Annotated in this window: 17 protein-coding genes; 7 read left to right on the plus strand and 10 right to left on the minus strand. The window is 66.0% G+C overall.

The window, feature by feature from the left end; genetic code table 11:
• Positions 1 to 547: 547 nt before the first annotated feature.
• Positions 548 to 1030: a flavin monoamine oxidase family protein gene (locus tag NDB2M1_RS14250; protein WP_253185889.1), complete on the minus strand. Its 483-nt coding sequence runs from the start codon at positions 1028 to 1030 to the stop codon at positions 548 to 550.
• On the opposite strand from NDB2M1_RS14250, the gene NDB2M1_RS14255 reads away from it, so the two are divergent.
• Positions 929 to 1783, plus strand: coding sequence for an aldo/keto reductase (locus tag NDB2M1_RS14255; RefSeq protein WP_253185890.1), 855 nt, complete (start codon positions 929 to 931; stop codon positions 1781 to 1783). The genes NDB2M1_RS14250 and NDB2M1_RS14255 overlap by 102 nt on opposite strands.
• Here the strand turns inward: NDB2M1_RS14255 and NDB2M1_RS14260 are convergent.
• The 9 genes from NDB2M1_RS14260 to NDB2M1_RS14300 form a co-directional block, all read right to left on the minus strand.
• Entirely contained in the window at positions 1771 to 3054 is a 1284-nt protein-coding gene (locus tag NDB2M1_RS14260; protein WP_072383301.1) for an enoyl-CoA hydratase-related protein, read from the minus strand. The two genes, NDB2M1_RS14255 and NDB2M1_RS14260, sit on opposite strands and share 13 nt — an antisense overlap.
• Positions 3051 to 4472, minus strand: coding sequence for an AMP-binding protein (locus tag NDB2M1_RS14265; protein ID WP_072383303.1), 1422 nt, complete (start codon positions 4470 to 4472; stop codon positions 3051 to 3053). Before NDB2M1_RS14265 ends, NDB2M1_RS14260 begins: the two co-directional genes overlap by 4 nt.
• The gene (locus NDB2M1_RS14270; protein ID WP_072383305.1) at positions 4456 to 5415 is read right to left on the minus strand and encodes a 3,5-dioxohexanoate:acetyl-CoA acetone transferase; all 960 of its coding nucleotides are present in this window, start codon (positions 5413 to 5415) and stop codon (positions 4456 to 4458) included. Before NDB2M1_RS14270 ends, NDB2M1_RS14265 begins: the two co-directional genes overlap by 17 nt.
• Positions 5387 to 6628, minus strand: coding sequence for an acetyl-CoA hydrolase/transferase C-terminal domain-containing protein (locus NDB2M1_RS14275; protein WP_072383307.1), 1242 nt, complete (start codon positions 6626 to 6628; stop codon positions 5387 to 5389). The genes NDB2M1_RS14270 and NDB2M1_RS14275 overlap by 29 nt, the downstream gene beginning before the upstream one ends.
• A gap of 20 nt (positions 6629 to 6648) precedes the next feature.
• Complete coding sequence (locus NDB2M1_RS14280; protein WP_072383309.1) at positions 6649 to 7431, minus strand: enoyl-CoA hydratase-related protein; 783 nt, start codon at positions 7429 to 7431, stop codon at positions 6649 to 6651.
• Positions 7432 to 7481: 50 nt separating this feature from the next.
• Positions 7482 to 8243, minus strand: a complete 762-nt coding sequence (locus tag NDB2M1_RS14285; RefSeq protein WP_072383440.1) for an SDR family NAD(P)-dependent oxidoreductase — start codon at positions 8241 to 8243, stop codon at positions 7482 to 7484.
• A gap of 25 nt (positions 8244 to 8268) precedes the next feature.
• Positions 8269 to 8748 carry a MarR family winged helix-turn-helix transcriptional regulator gene (locus NDB2M1_RS14290; protein WP_083554863.1) on the minus strand — a complete coding sequence of 160 codons (480 nt, stop codon included), beginning with the start codon at positions 8746 to 8748 and terminating at the stop codon, positions 8269 to 8271.
• 74 nt (positions 8749 to 8822) lie between these two features.
• Positions 8823 to 9986: an acyl-CoA dehydrogenase family protein gene (locus NDB2M1_RS14295; protein WP_072383313.1), complete on the minus strand. Its 1164-nt coding sequence runs from the start codon at positions 9984 to 9986 to the stop codon at positions 8823 to 8825.
• Positions 9987 to 9996: 10 nt separating this feature from the next.
• Positions 9997 to 10881, minus strand: coding sequence for an SDR family oxidoreductase (locus NDB2M1_RS14300; RefSeq protein WP_072383315.1), 885 nt, complete (start codon positions 10879 to 10881; stop codon positions 9997 to 9999).
• 157 nt (positions 10882 to 11038) lie between these two features.
• On the opposite strand from NDB2M1_RS14300, the gene NDB2M1_RS14305 reads away from it, so the two are divergent.
• Genes NDB2M1_RS14305 through NDB2M1_RS14330 form a run of 6 tightly spaced genes read left to right on the plus strand, consistent with a single transcriptional unit; the run spans position 11039 to position 16532 of the window.
• Positions 11039 to 12493: an OB-fold domain-containing protein gene (locus NDB2M1_RS14305; protein WP_072383317.1), complete on the plus strand. Its 1455-nt coding sequence runs from the start codon at positions 11039 to 11041 to the stop codon at positions 12491 to 12493.
• Positions 12493 to 13692: an acetyl-CoA acetyltransferase gene (locus NDB2M1_RS14310; protein WP_072383319.1), complete on the plus strand. Its 1200-nt coding sequence runs from the start codon at positions 12493 to 12495 to the stop codon at positions 13690 to 13692. The genes NDB2M1_RS14305 and NDB2M1_RS14310 overlap by 1 nt, the downstream gene beginning before the upstream one ends.
• 14 nt (positions 13693 to 13706) lie before the next feature.
• Positions 13707 to 14159, plus strand: coding sequence for a MaoC family dehydratase (locus NDB2M1_RS14315; RefSeq protein WP_072383321.1), 453 nt, complete (start codon positions 13707 to 13709; stop codon positions 14157 to 14159).
• On the plus strand, positions 14156 to 15031 hold the full coding sequence (locus tag NDB2M1_RS14320) for an HpcH/HpaI aldolase/citrate lyase family protein (protein WP_072383323.1): 876 nt from the start codon (positions 14156 to 14158) through the stop codon (positions 15029 to 15031). Before NDB2M1_RS14315 ends, NDB2M1_RS14320 begins: the two co-directional genes overlap by 4 nt.
• Positions 15028 to 15354, plus strand: a complete 327-nt coding sequence (locus NDB2M1_RS14325; RefSeq protein ID WP_072383325.1) for a hypothetical protein — start codon at positions 15028 to 15030, stop codon at positions 15352 to 15354. Before NDB2M1_RS14320 ends, NDB2M1_RS14325 begins: the two co-directional genes overlap by 4 nt.
• The gene (locus NDB2M1_RS14330) at positions 15354 to 16532 is read left to right on the plus strand and encodes an acyl-CoA dehydrogenase family protein (RefSeq protein WP_072383327.1); all 1179 of its coding nucleotides are present in this window, start codon (positions 15354 to 15356) and stop codon (positions 16530 to 16532) included. The genes NDB2M1_RS14325 and NDB2M1_RS14330 overlap by 1 nt, the downstream gene beginning before the upstream one ends.
• The last annotated feature ends 6 nt before the right edge of the window (positions 16533 to 16538 follow it).

Genomic DNA, 16538 nt, shown 5'->3' on the forward strand with positions numbered 1-16538 from the left:
AGGGCCATTCTGTCGTCGGTCATCGTCTTCTTCTCCAGGTTCGAGTTCGCATCCGAACCCTACCAGAAGATCGACGGTGGCCACCCTCTCAGAGAAACCTTCCTACACCACCCCGTGGGACACGACCTTGACGATACCCCCAACTCGCCGACTGCCAAGTCTTCGTAGATTATGTCGGAAGAGTATAAGTTTAGACTAGGTGCTTCCGCTAACCTTAGGCCCACTTTCCGGGCAAAAGGTCCCTCGCCTATGCGAGGCGTACGCATCCCACAGTGGGGCCCCACATACATCTACTCAAGCGGGTTCCGGGAGAGGCTGCATGACCTGTCAATGTTCGCTGTAGTTGAAGGCCGATCGAGCGCCGGTTCGATCCCCTGTTCGGCATGCGCCTTGGCGATCTTGCCCCCGGCGCGCGTTACAATGCGATCCTCCGCTCTAACTTCATCACCCCGGGTTTGCGGCTCAAGGCAGCGCCAAATGCCCCTCCCGGGCGCTGGACGCGCTACTGATCGCTCAACACGCTGTTTCTGTACTGAACTGACCCCGGCTACGCCGCGCTTGCCCGCTGGTGCAGGCGGGTGATGGCATCGAGCGAGGAATGCAGCGCACCTTCCTGCCAGCAGCCGTAGTAGGAGCAGTGCTCGCCCGCGAGGACCACCCGGCCATCGAGGGACACGAGGTCCTGATAGTGCGCCTCGCGGCTTTCTTCGGTCCACGTGGCGCAGCAGCCGAGGATCCACGGCATGCGGCTCCACGCGACCGAGACGCCGCTGCGGAACTCCGCCTTGTAGTGCTTCGGATGGAACACCGAGCCCTGATCAAGCGCGGCCTGGATGCGCTTTTCGGGCGTCATCCCGGCGAGGATATAGGCGCCCACGCCAAACGGATAGGCGCCAAGGAGGACGGCCGGGCCTTCACTGAAAGCGCCGTGGCTGGGGTAGCTGACAAGGCCGATGTCCTGCCAGGCTATCCGGCGCTGACCCTTGGCACGATGCTGATGCCGGCCGAGCAGACCATCGCGACGCTCCATCAGGCCATCGCACTGGGCTACCGCGCCTTTGATGCGGCGCCGATCTACGGCAACGAGCATGCGGTGGGCGAGGCTCTGCGCACCGCGCCGATCCCGCGCGAGGAGCTGTTTGTCACCACCAAGCTGTGGAACTCCAGCCACCGCTATGATGATGCGCTCGCCGCGTTTGACCGGACGGTCGGGCGGCTGGGGCTCGAGACCGTCGATCTCTACCTGATCCACTGGCCGGTGCCGACACGCGGCCATTATGTCGAGGCGTGGAAGGCGCTCGTCCGCCTCAAGGAGGAGGGCCGCGTGCGCGCCATCGGCGTCTCGAACTTCCTGCCCGAGCATCTGGACCGGATCATCGACGCGACCGGCGTGGTCCCGGCGGCCAATCAGATCGAGATCAACCCCGCGCACCAGCAGGCCGCCTTGCGCGCGGCGAACCAAGCGCGCGGCATCGTTTCGCAAGCGTGGTCGCCGTTCGGCAATGGCGGCAGCCTTGCCGATCCGGCCCTCGCCGCGCTGGCGGCGCGGCTCGGGTGCACGCCGGGTCAGGCCGTGCTGCGCTGGCACCTGCAATCGGGCGTGCATCCTGTGGTCAAAGCGAGCAGCCCGGCGCACCTGGCTGAAAACCTTGCCGCAAGCTCGGCACCGCTCGATGCTGCAGACCTTGACGCGATGACGGTGCTCGATCGCGGGGCAAGCTGCTTTGGCCTCGATCCGCACACGTTCGAGGCGCCCGCTGGCTACGAGGACTATTGCCCCTGAGCGAGCAGCGCGATCAGCCCCGTCACACCGCCGAGGTATGCTGGGATGGCACTGCTTCTGGCCACGGCATGGTCCAGCTGCAGCCGTTCGGTTTCGCCCAGACCGGCACCCATGCTTGCGCATAGCTGCGCGGCTTCGCTGAGCGCTGCCAAAAGCTCCGGCTGCGTTTCCAGCCAATACCCGGCCGACGGGCTAATCTGAGCGGGCGCATGTCCGGCAGCAAAGCCGCCAAGCCCCGCCAGCGCCAGATTTGGTGTCGTGTGACGGGCCGCCTCGATGGCCTCCGCAATCGCCGCCACCGCAGCCGTCACAGCGGGATCAAGCCCGCCATCGCGCGCGGCCTTGTCATAGGCCTGCTTGCCGAGGAACATCGTGCGGATCATGTTGCGCGGCTCGGGGCGCTGGATCAGGCGCGCGAAGACCGACATTTCGGCGTGGATCGCCCCGTCCATCGGCTGCATCAGGCCGAACTCGACACAGTCTAGGATCGCCAGCGGGGCGGGCTCGTGGCCGAGCATCCGCGCAAGTTCGCGGGCGCGGTGCGCCGCTATGGCATCGGCATAGGCGGCATGGGCCAGCGGCTCTGCATCGGCACGGTCCCAGGGCTGCACCGCGTGGGACTTGTCTGAAAGCAGCCATGCCTCTGCGGCCTTAACTTCTTCGCCTTCCTCGACCACGGCATGGACAAGCCCGGCTGCAACCGCCTCTTCACCGGCGAAGGTGCGGCCCAGCAGCAGCACCTCAAGGCCCGCCTCGACGCCGACCAGACGCGGCATGCGCTGGGTACCGCCCGCGCCGGGAAGCAGGCCGACGGCGCATTCGGGCAGGCCCAGCATGGCGCGGCGATTGGTGGTGACGACGCGGTAATGCGCGCCGAGCGTGAGTTCGCACCCACCGCCAAGGGCGACGCCTGCGATGGCAGCGGCGACGGGTTTGCCCGCCGTCTCAAGCCGCCGGATCGCATGGCTGAGCGGGAAGAAGTGGCTGAAGGCGATGTCGAAGCGGTCCGCCGGCGGGGCGTCCACGATCATGTCATAAGCGACGCCGAGTTCGGTGAGGTCCGCGCCCGCGCAGAACCCGCTGGCCTTGCCCGAGCGGATGAGGACGCCCTTCACATGAGCGCGGTGAAGCCATTCGGCGAATTCGCCGAGCTCGTGGATCGCCTTGTTCGAGAAGACGTTCATCGACCGGTCGGGGCAATCGAACACGAGGTGGACGAGGCCGTTTTCGTGAAGCTCGGTGCGGAACTGGGTGAGGCTGGGCGGGGTCATGCGGGAATCTCCGGGGTCGGCACGCGCGGCTTGCGGAATTTGCCGGCATCGTCGCGCACGGTCTGGCTGGTGACGTCGATCGAGCGCGGGTGCTTGGCGCGGGCGAGATGGTCGGTGAGGAACAGGGTGAGGTCTTCGAGAGTCAGCGCCGCGCCGCTTTCGATCACCGCATGGACGGCGGCGCCCAGATCGGCATCGGGTTTACCGAACACGGCGCAGCTGCGCACATCGGGATGCCGCAGCACGGCGGCCTCGACCTCGGCAGGCCAGATATTGACGCCGCCGCTGATGATGAGGTCATCCTTGCGGTCCGCGAGGAAGAGATAGCCCTCCGGATCAAGCCAGCCCACATCGCCGACGCTTTCCCAGCCGTCGTCCGTCGCTCGTCGCTCGGCGCCGATATAGCGGTAGGTCGATCCGGGGCCGCCGGGCGGCATGGCGAAGACTTCGCCGTGCTCGCCAGGTGCGGCCTCGCTGCCATCGCCGCGCAGGATGCGGATGCGCCCGTTGCCGATGGGCCGGCCGACCGAGCCGGGGCGTTCCAGCCATTCGCTTCCGCCGATCCAGCAGCGCACGAGGCCTTCGGTGGCGCCGTAGACTTCCCAGATGTGCTCCGGGCCGAGCCAGTCGATCCACGCTTGCTTGAGCCAGCGCGCCATCGGGGCGGCGGTGTGCACCACCTGCTTCCACGCGGCGACGCGGGCTGCGGGTCGTTCGGCTGCGGGCAGGGCCATGATCCGGTGCATCATCGTCGGCACCATCAGCGCCCAGCCGATCCCCTCACGCGCGATTTCATCGAGCACGGCTGCGGCATCGAAGCGGTCCGCCGTGTGGACCGTGGAGCCGTTCCACAGCGCGAAGACCGCCGCGCTGAACGGCGCGTTGTGGTAGAGCGGGCCGGGCACGCTCACCCGGCTATTGGCAGGAATGCCGATGAAGGCGGTGCCAGCGGGAAAGCCAGCCGGACGGCCGTCAACGATGACCTTGGGCGTGCCGGTGCTGCCGCCGCTGGTGCACGCCTTCCATGAGGCTGCGACGGGGCGCGGCGGCAGGGTCATCGCGGCAGCCGTGGTCGCGGGGAGCATGCCGACATCGATGGCGCAGCGCGGCTGCATGACACTGAGGATGGCATCGCGCTCGGCGGGCGGCAGGCGATACGAAAGCGGGGCCGGGGTCGCGCCGCAGCGGTAGATCGCAAAGGCCAGCGCTAGGAATTCGGGGCCGTTCGGCAGCTGGAACGCCACCAGATCGTGCGGCTCTACGCCCTTGCCGATAAGCCACGCCGCAAGCTGCGCACTGCGCTTATCGAGATCACCAAACGTCCAGCGCTGCGCACCATGGACAAGCGCCTCGCGTTCGGGAGGAACCCGCGCGAACAGGTCTGCAAGCGGCAGGAAGGCTTCAGAAGCCGACGGCATCGGCACCCTTCAGTGAAAGGATCGCGCGTGCATCGTCGGGCGTGGCAACTTCAAGGCCCAGTCCTTCGATAATTTGGCGCACGCGGGTTACCTGCTCGGCATTGCTCTGCGCCAGCTGCCCCCGTCCGATCCATAGGCTGTCTTCAAGGCCCACGCGGACGTGGCCGCCCATGCTCGCGGCCATGGCGGCGACTTTCATCTGGTTCGCACCCGCTGCCAGCACCGACCAGCGGTAGTTGTCGCCAAACAGACGGTCGGCGGTGCGCTTCATGTGCATCACATCATCGGGATGCGCGCCGATCCCGCCGAGGAGGCCGAAGCAGGTCTGGATGAACAGCGGGGCCTGCACCAGCCCTTCGCTCCAGAAGTAGTGCAGGTTGTAGAGGTGGCTGGTGTCGTAGCACTCGAACTCGTAGCGCGTGCCGGTCTTGTTCAGCGTATCAAGCGCATAGCGGATGTCCTTGAAGCTGTTGCGGAAGACCAGATCGTGGCTCCCCTCGAGCATCTCGGGCTCCCACGCGTGCTTGAAGTCCTTGAAGCGCTTCAGCATCGGGAACAGGCCGAAATTCATCGAGCCCATGTTGAGGCTGGCGACTTCGGGCTTCCACACTTCGGCGGGCTTCACCCGGTACTCGACCGGCATGTAGGGCGATGCGCCGGTGGTAAGGTTCACCACCACGTCGCTGCTTTGCTTGATCACCCGCAGGAAGGGTTCGAAGTCTTCGGGCGTGTGGACAGGGTGGCCGTCCTCGGGATCGCGCGCATGGAGGTGGACGATGGCCGCCCCGGCTTCGGCTGCGCCCAGCGCGGCATCGGCGATCTCCTGCGCCGTGACGGGCAGATGCGGCGACATCGACGGGGTGTGGATCGAACCGGTAACCGCGCAGCTTATGATGACTTTGTGCTGTGCCACGTCAGGTCTCCTGAAGGCCGCGCATGGCATCGCGCCAGTGCCGGGCCAGTGTTTCACGGGTGTGGGGGGCGGCGATGCCGATCAGCGCCTGCGCGCGTGCCTCGTGCCCCAGATTGCGGAGATCGGCTGCGCCGTGTTCGGTGACGACCACATCGACATCGAAGCGCGAGAGCGAAACCGGGCCGTGCCCGCTGCCGGCTGGAACAATGCGCCCCGCGCCGCCCGCCTCCGACGGCAGCGCGATGATCCTGAGCCCGCCTGCCGCCCTTGCGCCGCGCGCGTAGTCCCCGCCGCCGCCGGGGCCGGACAGGAACCCGCGCGAGGATGCCTCGGCATGGACCTGCCCGTAGAGGTCGACTTCCATTGCCGAATTGATCGTGACGAAGCTGGGTAGAGCAGCAAGCGTTGCCGGATTATGGGTGACCGTGACCGGGCGGAACTGGAAGTGCGGATCGCCAAGCCCGGCATAGAGTGCCGGACTGCCAATCGCGACGCCGACCAGCGCGGAGGGGCCCTCCGCCATCGCGCCCGAGTGCACCAGTTCAAGCGCGCCGTCGCCGATCAGGCCGGTGTGCAGTCGCAGCCCGCGGTGGTGCTTGAGTGCGCGCAGAACCGCGTCCGGGACTTTGCCGAGACCTGTCTGCAAGGTCGACCCGTCCGGAATGAGCGGCGCGATATGGCTGGCGATGGCAAGGCTGGTCGCATCCTCGCCGCTGGCCATCGTGCGCAGCGGCTGTTCGCCCTCGAACCAGCCGGTGAGTTCGGCAAAGGGAATGCCCTGATCGCCGGGCGTGTGCGGCATCAGCGGGTTGATATGCGCGATGCGCACCGGAATATCGCGCCACAGAGCGGCGATGAACCCGGTCTCCGCGCCGAAGCTGCAATTGCCCTCGGCATCGGGAGGACTGCACATGAACAGAGCCGCCGCTGGTCGCTCACGGCGGTAGAGCGCGAGGATATCCTGATAGCACAGCGGCAGGAACCGGCTGCGTGCTCCTTCGCGGCGCAGCTCCGGTGTCTGGAAGAAGGTGAGGACGCTGGAGTCAGGTCCCGCACGCCAGACGGCCTTGTTTAGGCCGGGAACGAACACGCCCGAAAACGCCATATTACCCAGCGCTGCACCGGCGGCTTCGACTTCCCCGATCAGCAGATCGGATTCCGCCGGGCTCGACGAGACGAGCGTGAGCCCGCCCGGCGGCAGAACGCCGGGCAAGTCACCGGGGCGCAGCTGGCGCGTGGTCATGGTCTGCGCCCCGTTCCGACTTACTTGACGTATTTGTGGAATTCCGGCGCGCGCTTTTCCTGGAACGCGCGCATGCCTTCCTTCGATTCCTCGGTGTCGTAGAACAGCTTCACCGAGTTGAGCGCCAGCATCGAGATGCCGCGGATATTGTCGCTGTCCGCATTGAAGCTGCGCTTGGCGAGCGCCAGCGCAGTGGGCGAGCGCTGGCCGAGCATTTCGGTCCATTCGTCGACCGCCGCATCAAGCTCGGCCGCGGGCACGACCTTGTTGACGAGGCCCATCTCCATCGCTTCCTGCGCGGTATATTGCAGGTTGAGGAACCAGATCTCGCGCGCCTTCTTGTCACCCACATGGCGGGCAAGGAACGCGGTGCCCCAGCCGGCATCGACCGAGCCGACCTTGGGGCCGACCTGGCCGAACTTGGCCGTGTCCGCCGCGATGGTGAGGTCGCACAGCGTCGCAAACACGTTGCCGCCGCCGATGGCAAAGCCGTTGACGCGTGCGATCACGGGCTTGGGAATATCGCGGATGATCGACTGGAATTCGTCGATCGGCAGCCCGACGATGCCGCGCCCGTCGTACTGGCCGTCCTTCGCGCTCTGGTCGCCGCCGGTGCAGAAGGCCTTGTCGCCCGCGCCCGTCAGCACGACCGAGGAGACGTTCTTGTCATCCGCCGCCAGCTTGAACGCGGCGATCAGTTCCTCGATCGTCTTGGCGCGGAAGGCGTTGTAAAGCTTGGGGCGGTTGATCGTGACCCATGCGGCCCGGCCGCGCACTTCATAGAGAATGTCTTCGAATTCCATGTGCTTGTCCTTTCAGGAAGGGGAGGGGCCTTGCCGCCTCCCGCACCGCCTCAAACCATGTTCATGCCGCCGGAGACCGAAATGGCCTGACCGGTGATGTAGGCGCCGTCGTCCGAAGCGAGCAGCGCGACGATCCCAGCATAGTCTTCGGGCTCGCCCATGCGGCCGAGCGGGATCCCGCGTTCAAGCGCGGCCTTCCACTTTTCGGCTTCGGGGCCGGTGCCGGCGACTTCGGCCATCATCGGGGTGTTGGTCGGCCCCGGGCACACGGCGTTGCACAGCACGTTCTTGCGGGCGAGTTCGCGCGCGATCGACTTGGTGAAGCTGATCAGGCCGCCCTTGCAGGCCGAATAGACCGCTTCCATCGCCGTGCCGACCTTGGCCGCGTCCGAGGCGATGTTGATGATGCGCCCGCCGCCATGCTCGACCATCTTGCCCGCCACCGCGAAATGGGTGTTGAGGTTGCCGGTGAGATTGATCGCGATGACCTTGTCCCAGAATTCGGGCGTGGTCTTGAGGAAGGGGGCAGGGCGGTCCCAGCCGGCATTGTTGACCAGCGCCCAGATCGGGCCCAGCTCGGCCTCGACCGCATCGACAGCGGCCTGGACGGCGGCCAGATCGCTGACATCGAGCTGCCAGGTGCGGACAGTGGCGCCGGGGCCCGCGATCTGGGCGGTTTCCTCGCCCGCCGCCGCGCTGAGGTCGAAAATGGCGACCTTGCAGCCTTCCGCCGCGAGGCGCAGCGTCAGCGCCCGGCCAATGCCTTGTCCGCCGCCGGTGACAATGGCGACCTTACCGTCCAAACCCTTCACATAGTCCTCCATTCGGGGGGAGCGGTCAGAGATCCAAGTCCTGACCGCCCTCTGCTTCGCCGCCGGCCAGATCGAGCAGGCGGTTCTTGATCTTCACGAGTACGATGGCCGCGGCGTCGAGTTCGTCCTCGGTCACCGTGGCCAGAATGTCCGCCTCGACCGCATCGACGCTTTCGCGGATGGTCGAGACAAGCCGCTGACCCGCACGGGTCAGGAAGACGCGGCGCGCGCGCGCATCGCGTTCATCGGCGCGGCGCTCGACGAAACCGGCGGATTCCATCCTGTCGACTAGGCCGCCGATGGCGACCTTGGTGAGGTCGAGGTCGGCGGCGAGGGCCGTTTGGGTCATACCGTCGCGGCGCGAGAGGAAGGCCAGCACCCACCACTGCGAGCGGGTCAGGCCGAGCGGTTTCAAGGCCCGGTCAACGACGATGCGGCGCAGGCGCGACACATCGTGGATGAGGAAGCCAAAACGCAGACTGGAATCGAGGTTCTTCTGAATCATCGGGTGATCTCCGGGAGAGGACTCCCCCGGACTAGTCGTCACCGCGCCGCGCGCAAGAGGTTGAGTAAGCCAGTTCACTTACCGCGCGCCAACTTGCCCTTGAACATATCGCGCGAGATGATCGTTTTCATCACCTCGATCGAGCCGCCCGCGATCTTCACGATACGCGCATCGGCATAGGCCCGGGCGATGGGATATTCCCACATGTAGCCCCAGCCGCCGAACAATTGCAGGCACTTGTCGACCGTTTCACAGTGCAGTTCGGATGTCACCATCTTGGCCATGGCGGCATCGACGGGATCGAGCTCGCCCTTCATGAACAGTTCGATGCACTTGTCTGTAAACACGCGTGCCATCACGCTGCGCGCCTTCAGATCGGCGAGCACGAACTGGGTGTTCTGGAAGTCCGCGATGGTCTGGTCGAACGCCTTGCGTTCGCTGGTGTATTCGACCGTGTAGTCGATCACGGTCTCGACCACCGTCGCCGAACGGATCGCCTGCGCCAGACGCTCCTGCGCCAGCTTGGTCATCATCAGCGAGAAGCCCTTGCCTTCCTCGCCCAGCATGGCATCGGCATCGACGCGCAGATTGTCGAAGAACAGCTCGGAGGTGTCCTGTGCCTTCATCCCAAGCTTGTCGAGGTTCTTGCCCCGGTTGAAGCCCGGGAGCGACGCATCGACGAGGAACAGCGTGACGCCCTTGGCCCCGGCCATGCTGTCCGTCTTGGTAGCGAGCACCAGCACGTCGCACATCTGGCCGTTCGAGATGAACACCTTCTGGCCGTTGATGACGAAGTGGTTGCCATCGCGCTCCGCCTTGGTGCGGATCGCCTTGAGGTCGCTGCCAGCATGCGGCTCGGTCATGCCGAGCGAGCCGATGGCCTCGCCGCGCACCATCTTCGGGAGCCAGTGGCGCTTTTGCTCATCGCTGCCGAAAGTGAGGATGTAAGTGGCGACCAGATCGGTGTGAATCAGGAAGCCCGGACCGCTGGCACCCACGCGCCACAGTTCCTCGAACACCACCACATCGAACAGGTAGTCGAGCCCGAGACCGCCGTACTCCTCGGGCACGGTGCAGCACAGCAGGCCCGCTTCACCGGCCTTGAGCCAGAGTTCGCGCGGGACAATGCCGTCCTTCTCCCACTGCTCGTGGAAGGGGACGATTTCCTTCTCGACGAAGTGGCGCACCGTCTGGCGCCACATCTCGTGCTCGGGCTGAAACAGGGAACGTTCGATCATGAGGCAGCCTTCAAGCGCGCTGGGACTTTTCCTTGGCAACGGAGGCGGCAATCGCTTCGCGCGCGGCCGTCCATTGCTGAGGGGTGAGGTTGGTGAGGTCGGCAAAGGTGCCGGGGCCTGCGATGTGCTGGCCGCCGTCGATCGCGATGGTCTGGCCGGTCAGATAGGGGCTCGCATCCGAAAGCAGATAGGCGACCAGATTGGTCAGTTCGGGCATGCGGCCGAAGCGGCGCATCGGCACGGTATCGCAATTGGTGGCCGAGCTTTGCGTATCGGGGATGGGATTGAGCTTGTCCCACGCGCCTTCGGTCGGGAAGGGCCCCGGCGCCGTGGCGTTGAGGCGGATGCCGTAGGGGCCCCATTCCGCCGCGAGCGACATGGTCATCGAGTGGATGGCCGCCTTGGACATGGCAGAGGGCACCACGAAGGCGGACCCGGTCCAGACCCAGGTCGTCAGCATCGAGACGACCGAAGCCGGGATGCCATCGCGGATCCAGCGCTTGCCGCAGGAAAGAGTGGCGTGGAACGAACCGTCCATCACCGTCGAAGTGATCGCGCGGTAGCCGCGCGCGCTGAGATCCTTGGTCGGCGCGATGAAGTTGGCCGCTGCATTGTTGACGAGCCCGCTCAAGGGCTGGTCAGCCCAGATCGCCTCGATCATCGCATCGACGGCATCGGCATCGCGGATATCGCAGACCCGGGGGACAACTTCGACGCCGGTTTCAGCGGTGATGGCGGCTGCGGTTTCCGCCAGAAGCGCCTCGCGTCGCCCGCAGATGGTGACGCGCGCCTGAAGCGCCGAGAGTGCGTGCGCGATCTCGCGCCCGAGCCCGCCGCCTCCGCCTGTCACGAGCACGGCCTTGCCAGCCAGCGCGTCGTCCTTGAATATGCCCATGAACCTCTCCGTGCCGGGTCAGCCAGGCCTTGCGGCCAATTGCTCTTGCCAGACAATGTTAAGCTGTTTACTACCTGATTCGAGACTGTCAAGCGTGAGTGCAGCCTAACCGCCACTCGAAAGCGATAAGGCAGAGTATCGAATTGAGGAGAGCCGCGTGCCAGATCCGGTAACAGCACCTGCGGAAGCGTTCGGGATTGCGGCGCTTGGCGGCTATCTTCCCTTGCTGCGGCTCGACCGGAAGGCGGCATCGCGCGAACTGGCTTGGTCGGGCCTCCCGATGCCGCGCACCGGCACGCGTTCTGTGGCCGATTGGGATGAGGATGCGCTCACCATGGCCGTCGAAGCCGCGCGCCCGCTCTGCGCCGAAAACGCGCCCGAAGCCCTGCGGTTTGCCTCGACTTCGGCCCATTTCACCGATCGCGCACAAAGCGGGATCGCGCTCGATGCGCTTGCCTTGCCGCGTACCGTGCGCACCAGCGATGCCGCGAATTCGCGCCGCGTGGCAACATCGGCGCTGCTCGATGCCCTGCTTGGCAGACGCGACGAAATCATCACAGCAGGTGAGCAGCGCCCGACACAGCCGGGCAGCGCGGCGCAGCTGGCGTTCGGCGACGGCGCGGCTGCCGTCCGAACCGGGCCGGGCGCCCCTGCGCGTCTTGCCGGGCATGCCAGCCTTTCGCACGACCTCGTCGACCGCTACACCTCGCGCGAGCATCCATTCTCCTACCCCTATGAAGAACGCTTCGTGCGCGATGTGGCGGTGGCCGAAGTGCTCGTTCCGGTGATCCGCGCGGCCTGTGCGGCAGCCGGCATTGCGCCCGCGCAGCTGGCACATGTCGCGGTGCATGAACCCGTCGGCGCAACCTGGCGCGCGGCGGCCAAGGCGCTCGGCTGCAAGGCGCCCAATCATTGTGAAGCGGTTTCCGATATGGCGGGCGATCTGGGCGCCGCACATGCCCTGTTCGGCCTTGGTCTCGCGCTCGATACGTGTGAAGTTGGTGAATATGTACTGCTCGTGGGCTTCGGCAGCGGCGCCGACGCGCTGGTGCTCGAAGTCACCGGGCCGGTGCCGGGGGCAAGCGCAACGGCAGCCGCCCTGAAGGAAGGGCAGGTCCTCGCCGGCTACTCGCGCTTCCTAAGCCTCACCGGTTCGGTCGAGCTCGATTGGGGCATGCGCGCAGAGTTCGAGCAGAAGGCACAGGCCACCGTGCTCGAACGCGTGGGGCGCGACATGATCGGCTTCATCGGCGGACGCGACAGCACCGGCAACGTGCAGTTTCCCAAGAGCTCGTTCCCGGTCAATCCCGCGCTCACCGAGGTCGAGACCCTGGAGGACGTGCGGCTCGCTGACCTCGAAGCGACGGTCGTTTCGGTGACCGCCGACCGCCTCAATTTCAGCCCCGATCCGCCTTTCGATTTCGGGCTCGTCCAGTTCGACAACGGCGCGCGCGTGCTGATGGAAATGGTGAACCGCCCCGCCGAAGGCTTCCGCGTCGGCGACCGGGTGCGGATGCGGCTGCGGATCAAGTCGCAGAACCGCCGCCTCGGCTTTCGCACCTACTTCTGGAAAGCCGCCCCGCTGGCGCGGCCCGTGCTTGGAGACGCCTGATGGCTACGGGAATTCGCGACAAGGTCGCCATTGTCGGCATGGGCTGCACCCGTTTCGGCGAGCGCTGGGATGTGGGTGCGGATGGCCTGATGGTCGATGCCTTCACCGAGGCGCTGGCGGACGCCGGGATCGAGCGCGCCCGGATCGAAGCGGCCTGGGTCGGCAATGCGCTCGATGACATCAACGTCGGCAACAGCGCGCTGCCCGCGGCCCATGCGTTGCGGCTCGACAAGGTGCCCGTCACGCGGGTGGAGAACATGTGCGCCACGGGGACGGAAGCCCTGCGCGGTGCGGCCTATGCCGTCGCTTCGGGCGCGGTGGATGTGGCGCTCGCGATCGGTGTCGAGAAGCTCAAGGACACCGGCTACGGCGGGCTGCCGCTGCGCACCAAGGGCATGCAGAACGATCTGTGGATGCCCTATGGTTCGGCGCCCGGCACCTTCGCCCAGCTCGCCGGCGCCTATGCCGCGCGCCACGGCATTGCCGCGGCCGACCTCAAGCGCGCGATGGCGCATGTCTCGTGGAAGAGCCACCAGAACGGCGCGCTCTCGCCCAAGGCGCATCTGCGCGGCGCGGTTGATATGGAGAAGATCCTCGGCGCGCCGCTGATCGCCGATCCGCTTGGCCTGTTCGATTGCTGCGGCGTTTCGGACGGGGCAGCGGCGGCCATCGTCACCACGCCCGAGATCGCCCGCGCGCTGGGCAAGGCCGATCCGGTCACGATCAAGGCGATCCAGCTTTCCGCCAGCAACGGCTGGGAAATGCAGTTCGGCGCCTGGGACGGGGCGTCCGTGCCCAACACCCGCGCCGCCGCCGCCCGCGCCTATGCCGAAGCCGGTATCCGCGATCCGCGCGCCGAGCTCGACATGACGGAGGTCCACGACTGCTTCTCGATCACCGAGCTGGTGATCATGGAAGATCTCGGCCTTTCGGACGAAGGCCGCGCGCCCAGCGACATTCTCGATGGGCGCTACGATGCAGGCGGGGCCATCCCCTGCCAACTGGATGGCGGGCTCAAGTGCTTCGGCCATCCGGTCGGCGCTTCGGGGCTGCGGATGGCCTACGAAGTCTACACCCAGCTGCAGGGCCGGGCGGGAGAGCGCCAGCGGAGCAAGGTCGATTTAGGGCTCACCCACAATCTGGGCGGGTCGCCGTTCAACAGCGTTGCTGCTGTCGCGATCCTCGGCCGGCTGAATTGAGAGGGAATTGAAAGATGGCAGGCCTGTGGTTTGACGAATTCACCGTGGGGCAGGTGTTCCGGCACGAGGTGCGCAAGACCGTGCTGGACTACGAGAACAGCCTCTTCTCCTCGCTCACCTACAACCCGGCGCAGATCCATATCGATCACGCCTATTGCGAAGGCACCGAGTTCGGTCAGCCGCTGATGAACTCGATCTTCACGCTGGGCCTCGTGATCGGTCTCAGCGTGCAGGATACCACGATGGGCACCACCGTGGGCAATCTCGGCATGACCGACACGACCTTCCCCAAGCCGGTGTTCTCGGGCGATACTCTCCGCGCCGAGACGAAGGTGCTGGAGCTGCGCGAGAGCAAGTCGCGCCCCACGCAGGGCATCGTCACGTTCGAGCATATCGGTCTCAACCAGCGGGATGAAGTGGTTTGCCGCACCGTGCGCAACGCGCTGATGCTGAAGAAGCCGGCATGAGACTGCGCTCGCTTCTGTTCGTCCCCGGCGACAGCGAACGCAAGTTCGCCAAGGGCCGCGCAGCCGGTGCGGACGTGCTGATCCTCGATCTGGAGGACGCTGTTGCGCCATCGATGAAGGAAGCCGCGCGCGGCATGGTAGCAGGCTGGCTCGGTGAGGCGAATGCGGTCGAGGCGAGCCTGTTCGTGCGCGTCAATCCGCTGGATACCGGCCTCACCGCTGGCGATCTGGCCGCCGTGGTGCGCCCGGGCCTCGCGGGCATTCTCGTGCCCAAGGCCAATGGCGCGCAGGATGTGGCCACGATTGCCGGGATGATCGATCCGCTGGAAGCCGCTGCTGGCATGGCAGCGGGCAGCGTGAAGATCATGGTCGTCTCCACCGAAACCCCCCAGGCGATGTTCGCGCTGGGAAGCTACACTCCGCCGCACCCGCGTCTTGTCGGCCTGACCTGGGGCGCCGAAGACCTAGCTGCCGCCATCGGCGCGACAGTGAACAAGGAGGCGGACGGCCAGTGGACCGAACCCTATCGCCTCGCGCGTTCGCTCTGCCTCTTCGCGGCGGCTTCCGCCGGGGTGGTGCCGGTTGATACGCTCTACGCCGATTTCCGCGATGCAGAGGGGCTTGAGGCCGATTGCCGCCGCGCGCGCCGTGACGGGTTTCTGGGCCGGATCGCGATCCACCCCGATCAGGTCGAGACGATCAACCGCTGCTTCAGTCCATCGGCAGAGGAAATCGCCGAGGCCCGCAAGATTGTCGATGCCTTCGCGGCCAATCCCGATGCCGGAACGCTGGGGATCGACGGCAAGATGTATGACATTCCCCATCTCAAGGCCGCCCGCAAGACGCTGGCAGCCGCTGGAGTTCCCGCATGAACTGGTTTGCCCGGCTGGCCGCGCTTGGCGTGGTATTCGGCCTCACTGCCTGCCTCATCTATGCCTTCGCCACCGGCGATGTCGTCGCCGACCAGCTCCATGTCTGGCAGGTGATCTGGGGCATCTATGTCTGGGCCGATGCCTATAGCGGCTTTCTGCTCTTCGCGACGCTGATCTACGCCTATGAACGCCGTCTGGGCCTGACGATCGGCCTGTTTCTCCTCACCTGCGGAACTGGCAACATGGTCAATGCCGCCTGGCTGCTCTGGCGCGGGCCCGACCTTTACCGCCGTATCCGCCAAACCACCTCGGGGATCTCCTGATGTCTGCAACACGCCCGCTTCCTACCGAGGACGATCTCCTCGCCATTCGTGAAGGCGTCCGCGCCGCCTGTTCGCCGTTCGACGACGAATATTGGCTCGCACGCGATGATGACGGCAAGTTCCCGCGCGAATTCCACCGCGCGATGGCCGATGGCGGCTGGCTCGGCATCACCATGCCCGAGGAATTCGGCGGCTCGGGCCTCGGCGTGACCGAGGCGATGACGATGATGAGCGAGGTTGCCGCCTGCGGGGGCGGGTTTGCCGCCGCCTCGACGATCCACATCAACCTGTTCGGCCCGCATCCCATTGTGGTGGAAGGCACGCCCGAGCAGAAGGCGCGCTGGGTTCCGCGCCTTGTCTCGGGCGAGGACCAGTGCTGCTTCGGCTTCACCGAGCCTGATGCCGGGCTCAACACCACCCGCATCAAGACCTTCGCGGAGAAGGTGCCGGGCGGCTATGTCGTTCACGGCCAGAAGGTCTGGACCTCGACCGCGCAGGTCGCGAACAAGATCATGCTGCTCACGCGCACGACCAAGTTTGAGGACTGCGCGAAGCCCACCGACGGCATCACGATCTTCTACACCGACCTCGACCGCTCGAAGATCGATGTCCACCTCATCCCCAAGATGGGCCGCAAGGCCGTGGATTCGAATGCGATCTTCATCGACGGGCTGTTCATTCCCGAGGAGGACCGCATCGGCGAGGAAGGGAAGGGCTTCGGCTACATCCTCCACAGCCTCAATCCCGAGCGTATCCTCATCGGCGCGGAGGCCATCGGCATCGGCCGCGATGCGCTTCGGCGCGCGACGCAATATGCCAAGGACCGCGTGGTGTTCGACCGCCCCATAGGCATGAACCAGGGCATCCAGCATCCGCTTGCGGAAAAGTGGATGTACCTCGAAAGCGCGTGGCTCATGACCGAGAAGGCGGCGCGTCTCTACGATAGCGGCCTGCCTTGCGGGGCCGAGGCAAATGCCGCCAAGTTCCTCGCCGCGCGCGCCTGCCATGATGCGGCCTGGCAGGCGGTCGCGACGCATGGCGGGTTTGGCTATGCCAAGGAATACCATGTCGAGCGGCTCTACCGAGAATCAGCGCTGACCCGTCTCGCGCCGATCACCGAACAGCTGATCATGAGCTTCATCGCCGAGAAGGTGCTCGGCCTTCCCAAGAGTTATTGAGGACCA

This window comes from Novosphingobium sp. NDB2Meth1 (genome assembly GCF_900117425.1).
Taxonomy (GTDB): domain Bacteria; phylum Pseudomonadota; class Alphaproteobacteria; order Sphingomonadales; family Sphingomonadaceae; genus Novosphingobium.

Bases quoted from the DNA above. Each gene is read 5' to 3' on its own strand.
- NDB2M1_RS14250 (WP_253185889.1), bottom strand. From the start codon at position 1,030: ATGGAGCGTCGCGATGGTCTGCTCGGCCGGCATCAGCATCGTGCCAAG.
- NDB2M1_RS14260 (WP_072383301.1), bottom strand. From the start codon at position 3,054: ATGACCCCGCCCAGCCTCACCCAGTTCCGCACCGAGCTTCACGAAAAC.
- NDB2M1_RS14265 (WP_072383303.1), bottom strand. From the start codon at position 4,472: ATGCCGTCGGCTTCTGAAGCCTTCCTGCCGCTTGCAGACCTGTTCGCG.
- NDB2M1_RS14270 (WP_072383305.1), bottom strand. From the start codon at position 5,415: ATGCCATGCGCGGCCTTCAGGAGACCTGACGTGGCACAGCACAAAGTC.
- NDB2M1_RS14275 (WP_072383307.1), bottom strand. From the start codon at position 6,628: ATGACCACGCGCCAGCTGCGCCCCGGTGACTTGCCCGGCGTTCTGCCG.
- NDB2M1_RS14280 (WP_072383309.1), bottom strand. From the start codon at position 7,431: ATGGAATTCGAAGACATTCTCTATGAAGTGCGCGGCCGGGCCGCATGG.
- NDB2M1_RS14290 (WP_083554863.1), bottom strand. From the start codon at position 8,748: ATGATTCAGAAGAACCTCGATTCCAGTCTGCGTTTTGGCTTCCTCATC.
- NDB2M1_RS14295 (WP_072383313.1), bottom strand. From the start codon at position 9,986: ATGATCGAACGTTCCCTGTTTCAGCCCGAGCACGAGATGTGGCGCCAG.
- NDB2M1_RS14300 (WP_072383315.1), bottom strand. From the start codon at position 10,881: ATGGGCATATTCAAGGACGACGCGCTGGCTGGCAAGGCCGTGCTCGTG.
- NDB2M1_RS14310 (WP_072383319.1), top strand. From the start codon at position 12,493: ATGGCTACGGGAATTCGCGACAAGGTCGCCATTGTCGGCATGGGCTGC.
- NDB2M1_RS14315 (WP_072383321.1), top strand. From the start codon at position 13,707: ATGGCAGGCCTGTGGTTTGACGAATTCACCGTGGGGCAGGTGTTCCGG.
- NDB2M1_RS14320 (WP_072383323.1), top strand. From the start codon at position 14,156: ATGAGACTGCGCTCGCTTCTGTTCGTCCCCGGCGACAGCGAACGCAAG.
- NDB2M1_RS14325 (WP_072383325.1), top strand. From the start codon at position 15,028: ATGAACTGGTTTGCCCGGCTGGCCGCGCTTGGCGTGGTATTCGGCCTC.
- NDB2M1_RS14330 (WP_072383327.1), top strand. From the start codon at position 15,354: ATGTCTGCAACACGCCCGCTTCCTACCGAGGACGATCTCCTCGCCATT.